Source organism: Micromonospora coxensis, assembly GCF_900090295.1.
GTDB lineage: Bacteria > Actinomycetota > Actinomycetes > Mycobacteriales > Micromonosporaceae > Micromonospora > Micromonospora coxensis.
Genome location: NZ_LT607753.1, coordinates 4,198,729 through 4,213,669 on the forward strand (window position 1 = coordinate 4,198,729; position 14,941 = coordinate 4,213,669).

Annotated in this window: 18 protein-coding genes; 5 read left to right on the forward strand and 13 right to left on the reverse strand. The window is 73.7% G+C overall.

Annotated elements, in window-relative coordinates:
- Positions 1-32: 32 nt before the first annotated feature.
- The 4 genes from GA0070614_RS19235 to GA0070614_RS19250 form a co-directional block, all read right to left on the reverse strand.
- Complete coding sequence (locus GA0070614_RS19235; RefSeq protein ID WP_088977270.1) at positions 33-1,439, reverse strand: hypothetical protein; 1,407 nt, start codon at positions 1,437-1,439, stop codon at positions 33-35.
- A complete protein-coding gene (locus GA0070614_RS19240) occupies positions 1,436-1,963 on the reverse strand; it encodes a SigE family RNA polymerase sigma factor (RefSeq protein WP_088977271.1) in 528 nt (175 codons plus the stop codon). The genes GA0070614_RS19235 and GA0070614_RS19240 overlap by 4 nt, the downstream gene beginning before the upstream one ends.
- Positions 1,964-2,126: 163 nt before the next feature.
- Positions 2,127-2,408 (reverse strand): DUF1330 domain-containing protein, encoded by a 282-nt coding sequence (locus GA0070614_RS19245; RefSeq protein ID WP_088977272.1) that lies wholly within the window; start codon positions 2,406-2,408, stop codon positions 2,127-2,129.
- Positions 2,405-3,229: an SDR family NAD(P)-dependent oxidoreductase gene (locus GA0070614_RS19250; protein WP_088977273.1), complete on the reverse strand. Its 825-nt coding sequence runs from the start codon at positions 3,227-3,229 to the stop codon at positions 2,405-2,407. The genes GA0070614_RS19245 and GA0070614_RS19250 overlap by 4 nt, the downstream gene beginning before the upstream one ends.
- A 128-nt stretch (positions 3,230-3,357) precedes the next feature.
- Between GA0070614_RS19250 and GA0070614_RS19255 the strand changes: the two genes are divergently transcribed.
- Positions 3,358-4,314, forward strand: coding sequence for an HpcH/HpaI aldolase/citrate lyase family protein (locus tag GA0070614_RS19255; RefSeq protein ID WP_088977274.1), 957 nt, complete (start codon positions 3,358-3,360; stop codon positions 4,312-4,314).
- A 43-nt stretch (positions 4,315-4,357) separates the two neighbouring features.
- Here GA0070614_RS19255 and GA0070614_RS19260 read toward each other — a convergent pair whose 3' ends face one another.
- The gene (locus GA0070614_RS19260) at positions 4,358-4,879 is read right to left on the reverse strand and encodes a DUF4190 domain-containing protein (RefSeq protein ID WP_088977275.1); all 522 of its coding nucleotides are present in this window, start codon (positions 4,877-4,879) and stop codon (positions 4,358-4,360) included.
- A 113-nt stretch (positions 4,880-4,992) separates the two neighbouring features.
- Here GA0070614_RS19260 and GA0070614_RS19265 point away from each other — a divergent pair, with 113 nt between their 5' ends.
- Positions 4,993-5,898, forward strand: coding sequence for an SDR family NAD(P)-dependent oxidoreductase (locus GA0070614_RS19265; RefSeq protein WP_088977276.1), 906 nt, complete (start codon positions 4,993-4,995; stop codon positions 5,896-5,898).
- Between the two features lie 9 nt (positions 5,899-5,907).
- Here the strand turns inward: GA0070614_RS19265 and GA0070614_RS19270 are convergent, their stop codons facing one another.
- Positions 5,908-6,423 carry a DUF4190 domain-containing protein gene (locus GA0070614_RS19270; protein WP_088977277.1) on the reverse strand — a complete coding sequence of 172 codons (516 nt, stop codon included), beginning with the start codon at positions 6,421-6,423 and terminating at the stop codon, positions 5,908-5,910.
- A 180-nt stretch (positions 6,424-6,603) separates the two neighbouring features.
- On the opposite strand from GA0070614_RS19270, the gene GA0070614_RS19275 reads away from it, so the two are divergent.
- Complete coding sequence (locus GA0070614_RS19275) at positions 6,604-7,800, forward strand: acyl-CoA dehydrogenase family protein (RefSeq protein ID WP_088977278.1); 1,197 nt, start codon at positions 6,604-6,606, stop codon at positions 7,798-7,800.
- Positions 7,801-7,849: 49 nt separating this feature from the next.
- Here the strand turns inward: GA0070614_RS19275 and GA0070614_RS19280 are convergent, their stop codons facing one another.
- Positions 7,850-8,512: a hypothetical protein gene (locus GA0070614_RS19280; protein ID WP_088977279.1), complete on the reverse strand. Its 663-nt coding sequence runs from the start codon at positions 8,510-8,512 to the stop codon at positions 7,850-7,852.
- 94 nt (positions 8,513-8,606) lie between these two features.
- Here GA0070614_RS19280 and GA0070614_RS19285 point away from each other — a divergent pair, with 94 nt between their 5' ends.
- Positions 8,607-9,221 carry a TetR/AcrR family transcriptional regulator gene (locus GA0070614_RS19285; RefSeq protein ID WP_088977280.1) on the forward strand — a complete coding sequence of 205 codons (615 nt, stop codon included), beginning with the start codon at positions 8,607-8,609 and terminating at the stop codon, positions 9,219-9,221.
- Between the two features lie 141 nt (positions 9,222-9,362).
- Here the strand turns inward: GA0070614_RS19285 and GA0070614_RS19290 are convergent, their stop codons facing one another.
- Together GA0070614_RS19290 and GA0070614_RS19295 are read right to left on the reverse strand one after the other, a co-directional pair.
- A complete protein-coding gene (locus GA0070614_RS19290) occupies positions 9,363-9,770 on the reverse strand; it encodes a CoA-binding protein (protein ID WP_088977281.1) in 408 nt (135 codons plus the stop codon).
- A 60-nt stretch (positions 9,771-9,830) separates the two neighbouring features.
- On the reverse strand, positions 9,831-10,877 hold the full coding sequence (locus GA0070614_RS19295; RefSeq protein WP_088977282.1) for an Rv2578c family radical SAM protein: 1,047 nt from the start codon (positions 10,875-10,877) through the stop codon (positions 9,831-9,833).
- Between the two features lie 90 nt (positions 10,878-10,967).
- Between GA0070614_RS19295 and GA0070614_RS19300 the strand changes: the two genes are divergently transcribed.
- Positions 10,968-11,348: a thiol-disulfide oxidoreductase DCC family protein gene (locus tag GA0070614_RS19300; RefSeq protein ID WP_088977283.1), complete on the forward strand. Its 381-nt coding sequence runs from the start codon at positions 10,968-10,970 to the stop codon at positions 11,346-11,348.
- Positions 11,349-11,466: 118 nt separating this feature from the next.
- On the opposite strand, the gene GA0070614_RS19305 is transcribed toward GA0070614_RS19300, so the two are convergent.
- From GA0070614_RS19305 to trxA, 4 genes are all read right to left on the reverse strand, one after another.
- Positions 11,467-12,333, reverse strand: coding sequence for a cellulose binding domain-containing protein (locus tag GA0070614_RS19305; protein WP_088977284.1), 867 nt, complete (start codon positions 12,331-12,333; stop codon positions 11,467-11,469).
- A gap of 200 nt (positions 12,334-12,533) precedes the next feature.
- On the reverse strand, positions 12,534-13,445 hold the full coding sequence (locus GA0070614_RS19310; RefSeq protein WP_157745044.1) for an HTTM domain-containing protein: 912 nt from the start codon (positions 13,443-13,445) through the stop codon (positions 12,534-12,536).
- Positions 13,442-13,882 (reverse strand): hypothetical protein, encoded by a 441-nt coding sequence (locus GA0070614_RS19315; RefSeq protein WP_088977285.1) that lies wholly within the window; start codon positions 13,880-13,882, stop codon positions 13,442-13,444. The genes GA0070614_RS19310 and GA0070614_RS19315 overlap by 4 nt, the downstream gene beginning before the upstream one ends.
- A gap of 250 nt (positions 13,883-14,132) precedes the next feature.
- The gene (gene trxA, locus GA0070614_RS19320) at positions 14,133-14,495 is read right to left on the reverse strand and encodes a thioredoxin (RefSeq protein WP_088977286.1); all 363 of its coding nucleotides are present in this window, start codon (positions 14,493-14,495) and stop codon (positions 14,133-14,135) included.
- Positions 14,496-14,941: the final 446 nt, after the last annotated feature.

A 14,941-nucleotide genomic window follows, 5' to 3' on the forward strand; every position in this document is an offset into this window, starting at 1 on the left:
GAGGTGCCGGCCCGGGTCCGCCCCGGCGCCGGTCACCCGGCGCCGTCGCCCGGTCGGTCGCCGTCGTCGGCCGGGCTCTCCGCAGCCGGTGCGACCCGGCGGCGCCGGGCCGACCGGCGGTGCCGCCACCGCAGCCGTACCGTCACCACGACGGCCGCCAGCAGCGTCGCGGCGACCAGACCGAGGGCGATCAGCCACGACGGCGGTGGGCCGAGGTCCGGGGCGCCGGCCTCCCGGACGGCCCCGGCCACCGCGAGGTCGGCGGCGACGCTCAGCTCGTTCACCCCCGCCGGGGTACGGAAGATCTCCTCCGGCCCGGTCGCCCCCTGGCGCAGCACCACCAGGCGGACGCCGGACGCGGCCGACGCGCCGTGCTCGTCGGGCACGTCCGTGGCCCGGTCGCCGGGCGAGCCGACCAGCGCCACCGCCTCCTCGGCGGACCGCCAGCCGACCACCTGCACCGAGACCGCCGAACGCAGCTGCGGGAAGTCGGCCGCCGACTGTCGGCCGTCCGGCCCGTGGACGGTGAGCCGCCAGCTCCGCCGGTACCCCGGCACCGGGCAGTCGACGCAGGTCCCCTGCTCCAGCAGCGCCAGCCGACCGTCCGGCAGCCAGGCCCCGGGGCCGGCCAGCCGGCCGCCGGCCAGCGGCAGCTTCCGGTACGGCGCGGCGTACCCGTCCGGCCCGACGTCGGCGGTGCGGGCCAGCCAGACCTCGTCGCCGACCTGGACGGCCAGCCGGTCGCCCTCGGGGGAGACCGCCGCGACGTTGCCCCGCCCCACCGACGCCGCGCCGATCCGGACCCGCAGCACGTCCCGGTGCGCGACGCGGTCGTACAGGCCCACCCAGGGTGTGGTGTACGTGTTCGGCGCGGTGAAGTCGTCCGGGGCCGCGTACACCAGGCGCTCACCGTCCGGGGCGAACGCCAGGGGATAGCCGTCCGGGCGGCCACCGACCGGCCGGCCGGTGGTGAGGTCGACCAGCTCGTCGTTGGTCCAGAGGTACCGGCCGTCCGGCGAGAGCAGCACCTCGTAGCCGGCCGCCCCCACCACCTCCAGGGTCCGGTACCGGTCCGTCTCGGCGGCCACCACGGCCAGCCGCCACTCGAACCAGTCGGTGCGCAGCGCCGGGCCGCCGAAGACCGCCGCTGCCCGGCCGGGCGCGGAGAGCCCCACCGACGCGGTGCGCAGCGGCGGGACGGCGAGCCGGTCGGGCAGCCCGGCGCGGGCGGAGGCCGGCGCCACGGGCCCCGCCTCGCCGGTGGGACGCACGACGTACCCCACGCCGACCAGCAGGACCAGCACCGCGAGCGCGCCGGCCACGGCGGCCCGCCGGTGCCGGTGCCGGGCCCGCGCCCGGTCGAACAGGTCCTCCGGTACGACGGGCGGGACCGCCTCGGCGGCGATGCCGCGCAGCGCGGTGGTGAGTCGAGAGGTCATCGGGTCACCTCCGGGACCGGTCGGCCGACCAGTTCGGCGAGTTCGGGGGCGAGGGAGCGCAGCCGGGCCAGGGCGTGCCGGGTCTGACTCTTGACGGTGCCGACCGCGCAGCCGAGCAGCACCGCCGTCTCGGTCTCGGTGCGGTCCTCGTAGTAGCGCAGCATCAGCACCGCCCGCTGCCGTACGGTCAGCCGGGCCAGCGCCTGACGCAGCACCAGCCGCAGCTCGGCGTCCTCGGCCCGGCCGGCCGCGCCGTCCGGCGGCGCGTCGGTCAGCGACTCCGGCGGGCGGGCCCGTCGCCACCGCCACCAGCTCGCCGCCTGGGTGTAGAGCACCCGCCGCAGGTACGCCGCCGGGTCGTCGATCCGCTCCCAGCGCACGGCCACCCGGGCCAGCGCCACCTGCACCAGGTCCTCGGCGTGGTGCCGGTCCCCGGTGAGCAGGTACGCGAACCGGGTCGCCGCGGCGCTCTCGGCCCGTACGAACGCGGCGAACGCGGCGCGGGCCTCGTCATCGGTGGTCACGTCATGGCCTCCCTCACCCGACAGACGCCGGGGAGGCCGGTCCCGGAGGGAACCTCGCCGACCTGTCGTGGTGCGGCGGGCCGTCCCGCCCCGAACCGGCGCCCGCCGACGCCGTGCCGGTCCCGGCGACCGCCGCGCGCCTGCCCGGCGGCGACCCGGCGGGTCAGACCTCGCGCATCTCGATCACGCGGGCGGTCGGGGCCGCGTCGCCGAGCGCGGCCCGCAGGGCCCTCCGCTGCGGATCGGCCTGGAACGCCTCCCAGCCGGCCCGCGAGTCGAACCGCAGCACGTGCACCTCGGTCCAGCCGTCGGTGCTGCGCAGCCGGCGCTCCACCCGCCCGCCGTGCCGTCCGAGCAGGGCCAGCGCCGCGTCCTCGTACCGGCGGGAGGCCTCCGGGTCGTCGAGGGAGAACTCGACGAGGGCCACCAGCAGCAGGCCGCTCACGCGTCGACGCCGACGGCCTTGGCGCTCGCCGTCCAGAGCCGGGCGGCGAGCTGCGGGTCGGCCGCCTTGGGCCAGGGTCGGCGCAGCCGCCGGTCGGCGTAGTAGGCGCCGGCGACGAGCCGGGACGAGTCCTGGTGGGCGAGCCAGACCAGCGTCTCGGCCCCCTTCTCCGGGCTGCGGAACGGCATGATCCGCATGCCGAGGGCGACGATCCGGCTGTCCGCGCCGAACCGGGTCCGCACCACCCCGGGGTGGAAGCAGTACGACTCGACGTCCGGCCAGCGCCGGGCCGCCTCGGCGGTGAACAGGATGTTCGCCTGCTTGCTGGTGCCGTACGCCTGGATCGGCCGGTAGCGGCGCAGCGGGGCGTTCAGGTCGTCCGGGTCGAGCACCCCGCTGCGGTGCGCCCCGGAGGCGGTGACCACCATCCGGCCGATCCGGTCGCGCAGCAGGTTGCTGAGCAGGAACGGGGCCAGGTGGTTGGCCTGGATCGACAGCTCGAACCCGTCCACCGTGGTGAGCGGCTCCAGCACGATCGCCCCGGCGTTGTTGGCGAGCACGTCGATCCGGTCGTACGCCGCGCGCAGCCGCTCGGCGAGCCCGCGCACGTCGTCCAGGACGGCGAAGTCGGCCCGGAACAGCTCGGGTCGCTCGCCGCTGGCCTCGCGTACCCGGTCGCCGGCGGCCTGGAGTCGGGCCGGGTCCCGCCCGACCAGCACGACCTGGTCCCCCCGGCGGGCCAGCGCCACCGCCGCGGCCAGGCCGATGCCGGAGCTGGCCCCGGTCACCACCACGATCCGGCGTCCAGTGAGATCTTCCACAGGTCCATTCACCCCGGTCACGGCACGAGGTTACCGTGGCGTCACAACGCCCTTTGGGATCGTTAAGTTCTCGGATTTCACTTTTCATGGCGTCGGCGTGCCCGCCGGACGCTGGAAGGAGCGCATCCATGGCCGCTGTCGGTCGCCCCCGCCGGTCCTGCCTCGCCGTGCCGGGCTCCAGCGTCAAGATGCTCGGCAAGGCCCAGGGCCTCCCCGCCGACCAGGTCTTCCTCGACCTGGAGGACGCGGTCGCCCCGCTCGCCAAGCCGGACGCCCGCAAGAACATCGTCGCCGCGCTCAACGAGGGCGACTGGTCCGGCAAGACCCGGGTGGTCCGGGTGAACGACCTGACCACGCCGTGGACCTACCGGGACGTCATCGAGGTGGTCGAGGGCGCCGGCGCGAACCTCGACTGCATCATGCTGCCGAAGGTGCAGAACGCCGAGCAGGTGCACTGGCTGGACCTGCTGCTCACCCAGATCGAGAAGACCCTCGGCCTGGAGGTCGGCCGGATCGGCATCGAGGCGCAGATCGAAAACGCCGCCGGCCTGGTGAACGTCGACGCCATCGCCGCCGCGTCGCCCCGGGTGGAGACCATCATCTTCGGCCCGGCCGACTTCATGGCCTCGATCAACATGAAGTCGCTGGTGGTCGGCGCGCTGATCCCGGACTACCCGGGTGACCCGTACCACTACATCCTGATGCGGATCCTGATGGCCGCCCGGATGCACGACAAGCAGGCCATCGACGGCCCGTTCCTGCAGATCCGCGACGTCGACGCGTTCCGCGAGGTGGCCAAGCGCTCGGCGGCGCTGGGCTTCGACGGCAAGTGGGTGCTGCACCCGGGTCAGATCGACGCCGCCAACGAGGTCTACTCGCCGGCCCAGTCCGACTACGACCACGCGGAGCTGATCCTCGACGCGTACGACTACTACACCTCGGAGAAGGGCGGCAAGCTCGGCGCGGTGATGCTCGGCGACGAGATGATCGACGAGGCGTCCCGCAAGATGGCCCTGGTGATCGCCGCCAAGGGGCGCGCGGCCGGGATGACCCGCACCTCCAGCTTCACCCCGCCCTCGGAGTGAGCCGTACGCCGCCGCCCCGGTCGCCCGGGGCGGCGGTCGGCGGTCAGTAGGTGGTGCTGTCGTAGCTCGACGTGTCCTGGTTGGCGATCCAGACGACGAACACGATGATCGCGATGGTGGCCAGGAACGCGATCACGGTGGAGATCCAGCCGACGATGATGCCGGCGGTGGCGAAGCCCTCGCCGCCCTCGCCCTTCTCCCGGATCTGCTTGCGGGAGACGTGGCCGAGGATCGCGCCGATGAGCCCGATCCAGCCGCCGATCCCGTAGCCGCAGAGGCCGAGGGCGCCGAGGATCGAGACGACCATCGCGGCGATGGCCAGTCCGTTGGTCTGCGGGGCGGGCGGGTAGCCGTACCCCGGGTAGCCCGCCGGGGGCGGGTAGCCGTGCGGCGCGTACGGGTCCACCGACGCCGCCTGCGGCGGCACGGCGGCGGCGTACGGGTCCGCCGGGGCGTACGGGTCCTTGCCCGTCGGCTGCGCCGGGATCGGCTGGCCGCTGACCGGCAGGGTCGGGTCGCTGGACGGGCTGCTCCAGCCGCCGCCGGGAGGTGGGGGATATGTCATCTGGTCTTCTCCGTCGCGTGTAGGTGCGCCGTCAGGGTAGTCAGGCCGGAGCAAACCCGCGGCCCCCGTGGTGCCGCGTTGCCCGGGCCGCCCCGAGGGGGCAGGATCGCGGCATGGTTATCGACGCGCGTGGCGCCGACCGGTCCGGCAGCCGACCGAGGCGGGACGTGAGCCGTCCCGGGCTGGCCCGGCGCACCCGTGCCGTCCCCGCCGCGACGGTCCCCGGCCAGGACGAGCCGGCCCCGCTCGCGGAGCCGGTGACCATGCGCCTGGACGGCCGGGTGGCCCTGGTCACCGGAGCGGGCAGCCCCGACGGAATCGGGTACGCGACCGCCCGCCGGCTGGCGGACCTGGGCGCCCGGGTGGCGATCGTCTCCACCACCCGCCGGATCCACGAGCGGGCCGGCGAACTGGGGGTGACCGGGTTCGTCGCCGACCTCACCGACGAGTCGGAGGTGGGCGCGCTCGCCGACGCGGTGGCCGAGCAGCTCGGGGACGTCGAGGTGCTGGTCAACAACGCCGGCCTGGCGAGTCGGGCCAGCCCGGAGGTGCTGCGCCCGGTGGCGCAGCTCAGCTACGACGAGTGGCGCGGCGAGATCGACCGGAACCTGACCACCGCCTTCCTGTGCAGCCGGGCCTTCATCGGCGGGATGGCCGAGCGCGGCTGGGGGCGGGTGGTGAACCTGTCGGCGACCGCCGGGCCGGTGAACGCGCTGCCCACCGAGGCGGCGTACGCGGCGGCGAAGGCGGGCGTGGTCGGGCTGACCCGGGCGCTGGCGATGGAGATGATCGCCGACGGGGTGACCGTGAACGCGGTGGCCCCGGGCACCATCTACACCGCCGCCTCCACGGTTGCCGAGATCAAGCAGGGGATGGGTACGCCGGTCGGCCGCCCCGGCACCCCGGACGAGGTCGCCGCGGCGATCGCCTTCCTCTGCTCGCCGGCCGCCTCGTACATCACCGGGCAGATGCTGGTGGTGGACGGCGGCAACAGCGTCCGCGAGGCGCAGTTCCGCTGATCGAGCCGGTCAGTAGGTGGTGCCGTCGCCGGAGCCGGCCCAGACCGCGAAGATCAGCCAGCCGCAGCAGACCAGCAGCCCGATCACGGTGAAGGCGTAGCTGAGCACCAGTCCCCAGGTGGCGAGCTGCCCGCCCTCCTCGCCGGTGCGCTTGATCTGCCGCTTGGCGAGGTGGCCCAGGACGATCCCGGCCGGGGCGAAGACGAACGCGAGGACCAGCGACAGGATCGCCAGGGTGTTCGGGCCGCCGCCACCCTGCGGCGGTCCGTACTGCCCGTACGGCCCCTGCGGCGGGTACGGCGGCTGCTGCCCCCACTGCTGCTGCTGGCCGGACTGCTGACCCCACGGATGCTCCGGTGGTCCCCACGGCTGCCCGGAGGGCGGCTGGCTCCACTGCTGTTGCTCGCCGGTCCCGCCGGGCGGCTCGTACGGCGACGGTGGCTGCTCGGGCTGGGTCTCGCCCCAGCGCTGCCCGGGTTGCTCCCAGCGCGGTCGCCCCGGCTCCTCGGACGGTGGCTGACTCATCGCCGTTCACCCCTTCCGCCGCAGGTCGAAGCGCCTCTCCCTTGCGGACGCTACCCGCAGCGGTGAACCTTTTCACAGCGGTTGTGTGGACTGGTCACCTTGGCGCGGCAGCCCCGGGGGCCGATACTGACCGAGCGTTCAGTTACCCATGAGTAATGCGCCGATCCCCCGGAGGCTGAGATGGCCCGACTCGCCCAGACGCCCGGCCTGACCGACGTGCAGCGGTCGATCCTGGAAACCGTCCGGGAGTTCGCCGACAAGGAGATCATCCCGCACGCGCAGCGGCTGGAACACGCCGACGAGTACCCCACCGACATCCTCGACGGGATGCGCGAGATGGGCCTCTTCGGCCTCACCATCGACGAGGAGTTCGGCGGGCTCGGTGAGTCCCTGCTGACCTACGCCCTGGTCGTCGAGGAGCTGTCGCGCGGCTGGATGTCCATCTCCGGCATCGTCAACACCCACTTCATCGTGGCGTACCTGATCTCCCAGCACGGCTCGCCGGAGCAGAAGGCCCGGCTGCTGCCGCGGATGGCGACCGGTGAGGTGCGCGGCGCGTTCTCGATGTCCGAGCCGGAGTGCGGCTCCGACGTCTCGGCGATCAAGTCGAAGGCCGTCCGCCACGGCGACAACTTCGTGCTCAACGGCCAGAAGATGTGGCTGACCAACGGGGCGTACTCCTCGGTGGTGGCGACCCTGGTCAAGACCGACACCGGCGCCGACTCCGTCTACGGCAACATGAGCACCTTCCTGCTGGAGAAGGAGCCCGGCTTCGGCGAGACCGCGCCCGGCCTGACCATCCCCGGCAAGATCGACAAGATGGGCTACAAGGGCGTCGAGACCACCGAGATGGTGCTCGACGGCGTGACCGTCCCGGAGAGCGCGGTGCTCGGCGGCGCGGACAAGGTCGGCCGCGGCTTCTACCAGATGATGGACGGCATCGAGGTCGGCCGGGTCAACGTCGCCGCCCGCGCCTGCGGCATCTCCATCCGGGCCTTCGAACTCGCCGTCGCGTACGCCCAGCAGCGCCGCACCTTCGGCAAGCCGCTGGCCGGGCACCAGGCCGTCGCCTTCAAGCTCGCCGAGATGGGTACGAAGATCGAGGCCGCGCACGCCCTCATGGTCAACGCGGCCCGGCTCAAGGACGCCGGCCAGCGCAACGACGTCGAGGCCGGCATGGCGAAGCTGCTCGCCTCCGAGTACTGCGCCGAGGTCGTCCAGGAGGCGTTCCGCATCCACGGCGGCTACGGCTACTCCAAGGAGTACGAGATCGAGCGGCTGATGCGGGAGGCCCCGTTCCTGCTGATCGGCGAGGGCACCTCGGAGATCCAGAAGACGATCATCTCCCGGGGTCTGCTCAAGGAGTACAAGCTCTGACCGGCCCGCCGGTCACCGGCCGTCGAACGGCTCCGGCCCGCCAGCCGGTTCAGCGCCGCGTGCCGGGGCGGGCGGCTGCCAGGTGCTCGCGGGCCCGGGCGACCAGCGCGTGCGGGTCGTCGGCGTAGATCCGGATCTCGGTGACCGGCGCGCTCGGTCCCTTCGGCAGCGGTACGGCGACCGGCTCGCGGAGCACCACGTCGACGCTGGTCTGGCTGCCGGTCGAGACGTTCAGGACCGTCCCGGCCTCGCCCTGCTCGACCTGGATCGTCCGGCTGGACGGCAGTGAACGGTAGCCGGCGGTGACGGAGGCGACGGCCGCCCACGGCAGGGCGATGTCGACGGTCGTGCCGTTGCGGATCCGCAGCCCGTCCCGGCCCACGAGGTGCGGGTGGAGGCGCAGGCTGGCGAGGAGGCCGATCATCCAGAGCAGGCCCCACACGCCGAGGGCCAGGACGACGTGCCGCACCCACTCCCACGGCACGGTGCGCCGGATGATCAGGTCGAAGACGGGGATCTCGATCGCGGAGAGGGCGATGAACACGCCCAGGATCGGCTTCACCACGCCCAAATAGCCGAACGCCTGGGTGTGCGGTGGCAGCGCGAGAGGGCGGCGCAGGATCCAGCGGTAGAGGCTGCGCCACATGCCGATCTCGTAGGCGACCGCACGCCGTAGCAGCGGCGCGACGGCCGGTCGGTGGTGCTCCCGCATGTCGAGCCGCCCTTCCCCGGTTTCACGTTGCAGTCGCAATGTAAAAGCTGCCCGGGTACGTGTCAATGCAGTCGCACTGTGAAATCATGGGCGCATGCCGAAGCGGGTGGACCACCGGGAGCGGCGCACCCTCATCGCCGACGCCCTGATGCGGGTGGCGGCGGAGCACGGGCTGGAGGCCGTCAGCCTCCGGCACGTCGCGGCCGAGGCGGGCGTCTCGTCGGGGATGGTGCAGCACTACTTCCGTACCAAGGACGAGATGATGGCCTTCGCGCTCTCCGTGGTACGCGAGCACGGTGAGGCCCGGGTGACCGCCGCGCTCACCGCCCTGGGGCCCACCCCGTCCCCGCGTACGCTGCTGCGGACCTTGCTCGGCGAGCTGCTCCCGCTCGACGAGGCCCGTCGCGCCGACGGCCGGGTCGCCCTGGCGTTCCTGGCCTACACCGCGGTACGCCCGGCCGTCTCCGCCGGGCTGCACCAGGACACCGCCGAGATGCTGGCCTTCATCGCCGGCCAGATCCGCTCGGCGCAGGCGGCCGGCACGGCCCGTCCGGAAGTGGACCCGGACGCCGCCGCGACCGCCCTGCTGGCCCTGATGGAAGGACTCGGCGTCTACCTGCTCGGCGGGCACGTCGGGCCGGAGGCCGCGCTCGCGGCGCTCGACGCCCACCTGGACCTGATCTTCGACGCCGACCGACCGGCATCCTGACCGGCCGCCGCGTCCTCGGACGGGCGGGACCGGTCCGAACAGCAGCCCGGACGGGATGGCGTAGCCCGCGGTGCCGGCCGCCGGATCGACCGTTGCCCGTCGGTCAGCCCCGCGACGCAGTTCGCGGCGGGGCCCGGCGGCTCAGCCCAGCCGGGTCAGTCCGGCGGCGGCGCGCTCGACGATCAGGCAGCGGTCCTCGACGTAGTCCATCCCCGCCTCCTCGGCGATCCGCCGCGCCTCGGCCGAGACGATGCCCAGCTGGAGCCAGACCGCCGGCGCGCCGATCGCCGCCGCGTCCCGGACCACCTGCACGGCGTCCTGCGCCGGCCGGAACACGTCCACCAGGTCCACCGGGTGCGGGATGTCGGCCAGCGACGGGTACGCCTTCTCGCCGAAGAGCTCGTCCACCGTCGGGTTGACCGGGATGATCCGCCAGCCGTACCGCTGCATCTGCAACGGCACGCTGTGCGCGGCCTTACGGGGATCGCGGGACGCGCCCACGACGGCGATCACGGCCGACTCGGCGAGGATCTGCTGAGCGCTACGCATCCGCCGACTCTAGCCCGGTGACCCGGGGCCCGGCCCTCGGACGACCGCCCGCGCGCCCGACTACAGCAGCGACAGCTGCTCGGCGGCCGGCGGTGGCGGTGCCGGTGACGGCGGGCGCTGGTCGCCGCCCTCGGCCCGGTGCAGCCCGTGCCGGCGGGCCGCCATCCGCACCCGCGCGGTCAGCTCCCGCTGGTACGCCTGCGGCGCGTACGCGCCGGCCCGGTAGAGCCGGCGGTAGCGGGGGACCAGGTGCGGGTACTCGCGGGCCAGCCAGTGCGCGTACCACTCGCGGGCCCCGGTGCGCAGGTGCAGCGCCAGTGGGGTGACGCTGGTGGCGCCGGCGGCGGCGATCGCCGACACCGTCGCCTCGATCGAGTCGTCGCTGTCGCTGAGGCCGGGCAGGATCGGCGCCATCAGCACCCCGACCTCGAAGCCGGCGTCGGTCAGTTGGCGCACCGCGTCCAGCCGTCGTCGAGGGCTCGGCGTGCCCGGCTCGACCGTCCGCCACAGCGCCTCGTCGACGAAGCCCACCGAGTACGACACCCCGACCCGGGTCACCGCCGCGGCCTGTCGCAGCAGCGGCAGGTCCCGCAGGATCAGCGTGCCCTTGGTGAGGATGGAGAACGGGTTGGCGAAGTCCCGCAGCGCCTCGATGATCGGCGGCATCAGCCGGTAGCGCCCCTCGGCCCGCTGGTAGCAGTCCACGTTGGTGCCCATCGCGACGTGCGCGCCCCGCCAGCGCGGCGCGGCCAGCTCCCGGCGGACCAGCTCCCCGGCGTTGACCTTGACGATCACCTTCCGGTCGAAGTCCGCCCCCGCGTCGAGATCGAGATAGGTGTGCGTATTGCGGGCGAAACAGTATCTACATGCATGAGTGCAGCCGCGGTACGGGTTGATCGTCCACTCGAACGGCACCTGCGACGTGCCGGGGACCCGGTTGATGATCGACTTGGCTCGCACCTCGTAGAACGTCATCCCGGCGAAGCCGGGGGTGTCGAAGGTGCGCGCCACCGCGCCGGGCAGCGCCAGCGGCAGGGGTGGAGTCGCCGGCGCCGACCCGTCGGGATGCCCCTCGTCCGGGGGAGCGGAGAGGTTCTCCCAGCGCATGGAGGTATTCGAACATGCGTACGAACGATCCGCAAGTGACCCTCCGGACACCGGTCCCCGCCGGCCGGCCGCCGGGTGGAGGATGGACCCATGGAGAGGTCGACCTTCGTCTACGACGGGGACTGCGCGTTCTGCACCCGGTGCGCCGAGTTCATCGAGCGGCGCATCCCGACCACCGCCCGGGTGGTGCCCTGGCAGTTCGCCGACCTCGACGCGCTCGGGCTGACCGAGGCCGAGTGCGAGGAGGCGGTGCAGTGGGTCGGCGCCGACGGCTCCCGGGCCGCCGGGCCGGACGCGATCGCCCGGCTCCTCGGCGACAGCGGCGCGCTCTGGCGGGTCGCCGGGGCCGGCCTGCGCATCCCGCCGGTCCGCCTCGCCGCCTGGCCCGCGTACCGCTGGGTGGCCCGCAACCGGCACCGGCTGCCCGGCGGCACGGCCGCCTGCGCCGTGCCGTCCGCCCGCCGCGACTGACCGGCCGACGGCCGTCCGCCCGCGCGGCCCGGCACGGCGTACCCGGGCCGGCCGATCCCACCGCGCAACCGGTGGTGGGACGGTCGTCGGCCTGCCGTGACGGGCGGCGGGACGGCCGTCAGCCGGCGACCCCTCCGCAGGCGGTCCCGTCCACGGTGCAGGCCGTCGGCGCGGAGGTCTGCGGTGGCCCGGTGACCCGGAAGGTCACCCGGACCTGACCCTGCCCGGCCACCAGGCCGGTCGTGTCGTCCGGGACGAACGTCCACGTCGCACCGCTCTGGGTGGCGCGGGCGCCGTCGACGTGGGTGACGTCGAGGGAGTCCCGGGGCAGCGTCACGACCAGCGTCCAACCGGTCGCCGGGACGGCCCCCGGGTTGTTGATCGTCACTGCGGCGCCGTAGCTGAGCAGTTGCGGGCTCTCGATGACGAAGTCGGCGCCCAACGCCGCCGGCGCGGGCGTCGTGGGGCGCGACGGCGGCGTGCCGTCCGGCGTCCCGGCGGGCGACGGGCGGGCGGGGGTCGACCGTCGCGGTCCCGACGACGGGCGGGCGGAGACCGACGCCCTGGGGGTGGCCGGTCCCGCCGTGTCCCGGGTCGCGACCGGCTCGGGCACGATCACCGCTCCGGCGGGCGGGGCCGGGTCCTGGGCGGCCGGCGCCAGCCGCTCCGGGTCGCGCAGCACCGAGGCCACCAGCAGCACCGCCGCGACCACCACGGCCAGCACGGCGAGCACCGACCAGCCGAGCAGCCGTGAGCCGTCGCCCCGGCCGGTGAGGGCCCGCCGGATCGCCGTGGGCACCGTGGCCGCGAGGTCCAGCACGACGACGGCCTTGGTACGCCGTGGTCGGGGCGACGTCGTCTGCACAGGCTCTCCCGTCGGGTGCGTCCGTCCGGCCGGGCCGGACGCCCACCGCGCCGACAGCACGGTGAGCAGCGTCTGGAGCAGTTCCCGGGACGCGTCGGCGGGCGGCGGCGGCTGCGGCACATCGATCGGTCCCGCCCGCGACAGTACGGCCAGCGGCCCCCTGGACGGGTCCCCGGGGGCAGGCGTGGATCGGTGGCGGTCTCCGTGGCCGGAAGCCGACGCGGTGCTCCCGGACCGTTCGGGGAGTTCCGCCGCCGGTCGATGCGGATCGGCCCCGGGCGGCGGACGGCCGGTGGCGGGGCCGTGCGGAGGATCCGCCGCTAGGACTGGGGCAGCGGCGTGGCGCGCACGTCGTCGACCGGGGTGGTGACGGCCTGCCCCGCCGTGTGGTCGACCGGATTCGGCGGATCCCGCCGGCGGAGCCGGCGCAGCCGGTCGAGCGGGCGGAGCTTCTCCAGCGGCAGGAAGCTGGTCATCGCCACCAGGTGCGGGGCGAACGAGATGGTGATCGTCGCGATGGTGACGACGTGGAACGAGTAGAAGAAGCCGATCGTGGCGTGCCGCCAGCGCTCCGGGAGCAGGAACACCAGGGGGCTGAGCAGTTCGAAGGCGAGGATGCCGAACTGGGCCACGATCAGCAGGTACGGCACCTGGGCGATCAGGTCGGCCAGGTCGGTGCCGCGCCGGATGATCGCCCGGGCGAGCACCGACCCGGTCGCCCAGTCCGGCCCGCCGAAGCGCAGCTTGGCCCAGGCGGCCAGGAAGTACGTGCAGATCACCGCGATCTGGGTGACCCGCAGCGCCCAGCCGCCCGCCTCGGAGCGGGTCGGGTCCCCGTGCCGGGCCCGGCCGGCGGTGGGCAGGGCGGCCAGCGCGACGAGCAGCGCGAACCGGTCGTGGTCGACCTTCCCGTAGCTCATCGCGACGATCATCCACTGGAAGTAGAGCGCGAAGACCGTCCAGCCGAGCAGCCGGGGAGCGCGGCCGGTGGCGGCGAGCAGGGCGAGTGCGAGCAGGGCCCAGAAGACCACCGCGACCAGCCCCGGCGTCGGGGTCGGCAGCGGCAGCAGCCGGCCGATCAGCAGCGGCTGGTAGAGCTCGCCCGGGACGTCGACCCGGGTGCGCACCCAGGGCGTGAAGATCACCAGATCGGCGGCGACGAAGAGGTAGACCAGGGTGCGGAAGGCGGCGATCCGGCCCCGGGGGACCGGCTCGGTCAGCCAGCGGATCATCGGGACGCCTGCCAGCGCACGGCGGTCTCGTCGGTCCACCCGCCGGTCGGGCGGCCCTGACGGATGCCGTACCAGCGGATGACGATCCGCACCTCGACCAGTTCGGGGGCGTCGGGGTGGCGTTCGGCGTACGCCTCGGCGACCCGGCGCAGCCGGCTGGGGTCGGCGGCGTACCGGTCCTGCTGGCCCTCGATCTCGGCCCGGCGGATGCCGGTGGCGTCCTGGCCGAGCGCGACCACGGCGCCGGTGCGGTCCACCCCCTCGACCCGGGTGTCGGGGGCGGGCGCGTCCGCCGGCTCGGAGGTGGAGTACATCCGGAAGGGGCCGAACGGGAAGTGGTCGTCGACGCCCCAGAGCGTGCCCGCGAGCAGCAGCGCGAGGCCGAGCGCGGTGGCACCCAGCCGGGCCGCGCGACCGCGGGGGGTCAACGTCTCCATCGGATCGTGACGATACGGGATCGGCGCTCTCCGGCGGGTCCCCCGCACGGCCGGTGACCAGTCCGCGTGTCGGCCCCGGCCGTACGGTCGCGGCCGGCCGAGCGGCCACGCGGTTTGCGGCGAAGTCGCGGTGTTCCGCCACGAGGACACCGCGACTCGCCGCAAACCGTGCGCGCTCCCGGGCGAGGGGCGGGCGGGCATGCCGACGGCCGGGCCCGCGGTGCGGCGGGCCCGGCCGGGGTCGGGATGCTCAGTGCTTGTGTTCGGACAGCTGCTTGCGGACGTCGTCCATGTCCAGCGCCCGGACCTGCTCGATCAGGTTCTCCAGGGCGGACTCGGGCAGCGCGCCCGGCTGGGCGAAGACGATCACGCCGTCCCGGATCGCCATGATGGTCGGGATCGACCGGATGTCGAACTTGGCGCCCAGCTCCTGCTGCGCCTCGGTGTCGACCTTGCCGAAGACGATGTCCGGGTGCTTCTGCGAGGAGCGCTCGTAGACCGGGGCGAACCGCTTGCACGGGCCGCACCACTCGGCCCAGAAGTCGACGAGCACGATGCCGTCGCTCTCGGTCACCTCGTCGAAGTTGGCCGTGGTCAGCTCAACCGTTGCCATTGCACTCTCCGATCAGCGCGGATTGTTTTCCGTCCGGTAGAACCAGGGCAGTCCCGGTTGAATTCCCGACCCGCGAGGGCCGAAACCGGACGACGTCGGCGGCCCGGGCCTGCGACTTCATCGAGACACATCTGTCCGTCCCGTGGTGCGGAACGCAAATGCATCACGCACTTGCGTAACGTGACGTGATGGGAGCGTTTCCAAGGAGATCCGCACGATAGAAGGCTACGAATCGGTAACTTGGGGGTTGACAAGCAGGGATCCGGCCTGCGGAGATCGCTTTTGTCCAGTGAGATCGTCACTCAGGGTGATGTAACAAAAAGATAAATGTGATGTCCGTCTCTGTCGATGTGTCGTGCTCGTGGGGCAGAATCTTGGGCATCAGAGCGTGGGCGGCGGGTGCCGGGGAGGGCCCCGCCGCTCATTGCGTCTCCCCCCAGGCAGCG

Bases quoted from the DNA above. Each gene is read 5' to 3' on its own strand.
- GA0070614_RS19235 (WP_088977270.1), bottom strand. From the start codon at position 1,439: ATGACCTCTCGACTCACCACCGCGCTGCGCGGCATCGCCGCCGAGGCG.
- GA0070614_RS19255 (WP_088977274.1), top strand. From the start codon at position 3,358: ATGGCCGCTGTCGGTCGCCCCCGCCGGTCCTGCCTCGCCGTGCCGGGC.
- GA0070614_RS19260 (WP_088977275.1), bottom strand. From the start codon at position 4,879: ATGACATATCCCCCACCTCCCGGCGGCGGCTGGAGCAGCCCGTCCAGC.
- GA0070614_RS19265 (WP_088977276.1), top strand. From the start codon at position 4,993: ATGGTTATCGACGCGCGTGGCGCCGACCGGTCCGGCAGCCGACCGAGG.
- GA0070614_RS19270 (WP_088977277.1), bottom strand. From the start codon at position 6,423: ATGAGTCAGCCACCGTCCGAGGAGCCGGGGCGACCGCGCTGGGAGCAA.
- GA0070614_RS19275 (WP_088977278.1), top strand. From the start codon at position 6,604: ATGGCCCGACTCGCCCAGACGCCCGGCCTGACCGACGTGCAGCGGTCG.
- GA0070614_RS19280 (WP_088977279.1), bottom strand. From the start codon at position 8,512: ATGCGGGAGCACCACCGACCGGCCGTCGCGCCGCTGCTACGGCGTGCG.
- GA0070614_RS19285 (WP_088977280.1), top strand. From the start codon at position 8,607: ATGCCGAAGCGGGTGGACCACCGGGAGCGGCGCACCCTCATCGCCGAC.
- GA0070614_RS19290 (WP_088977281.1), bottom strand. From the start codon at position 9,770: ATGCGTAGCGCTCAGCAGATCCTCGCCGAGTCGGCCGTGATCGCCGTC.
- GA0070614_RS19295 (WP_088977282.1), bottom strand. From the start codon at position 10,877: ATGCGCTGGGAGAACCTCTCCGCTCCCCCGGACGAGGGGCATCCCGAC.
- GA0070614_RS19300 (WP_088977283.1), top strand. From the start codon at position 10,968: ATGGAGAGGTCGACCTTCGTCTACGACGGGGACTGCGCGTTCTGCACC.
- GA0070614_RS19310 (WP_157745044.1), bottom strand. From the start codon at position 13,445: ATGATCCGCTGGCTGACCGAGCCGGTCCCCCGGGGCCGGATCGCCGCC.
- GA0070614_RS19315 (WP_088977285.1), bottom strand. From the start codon at position 13,882: ATGGAGACGTTGACCCCCCGCGGTCGCGCGGCCCGGCTGGGTGCCACC.
- trxA (WP_088977286.1), bottom strand. From the start codon at position 14,495: ATGGCAACGGTTGAGCTGACCACGGCCAACTTCGACGAGGTGACCGAG.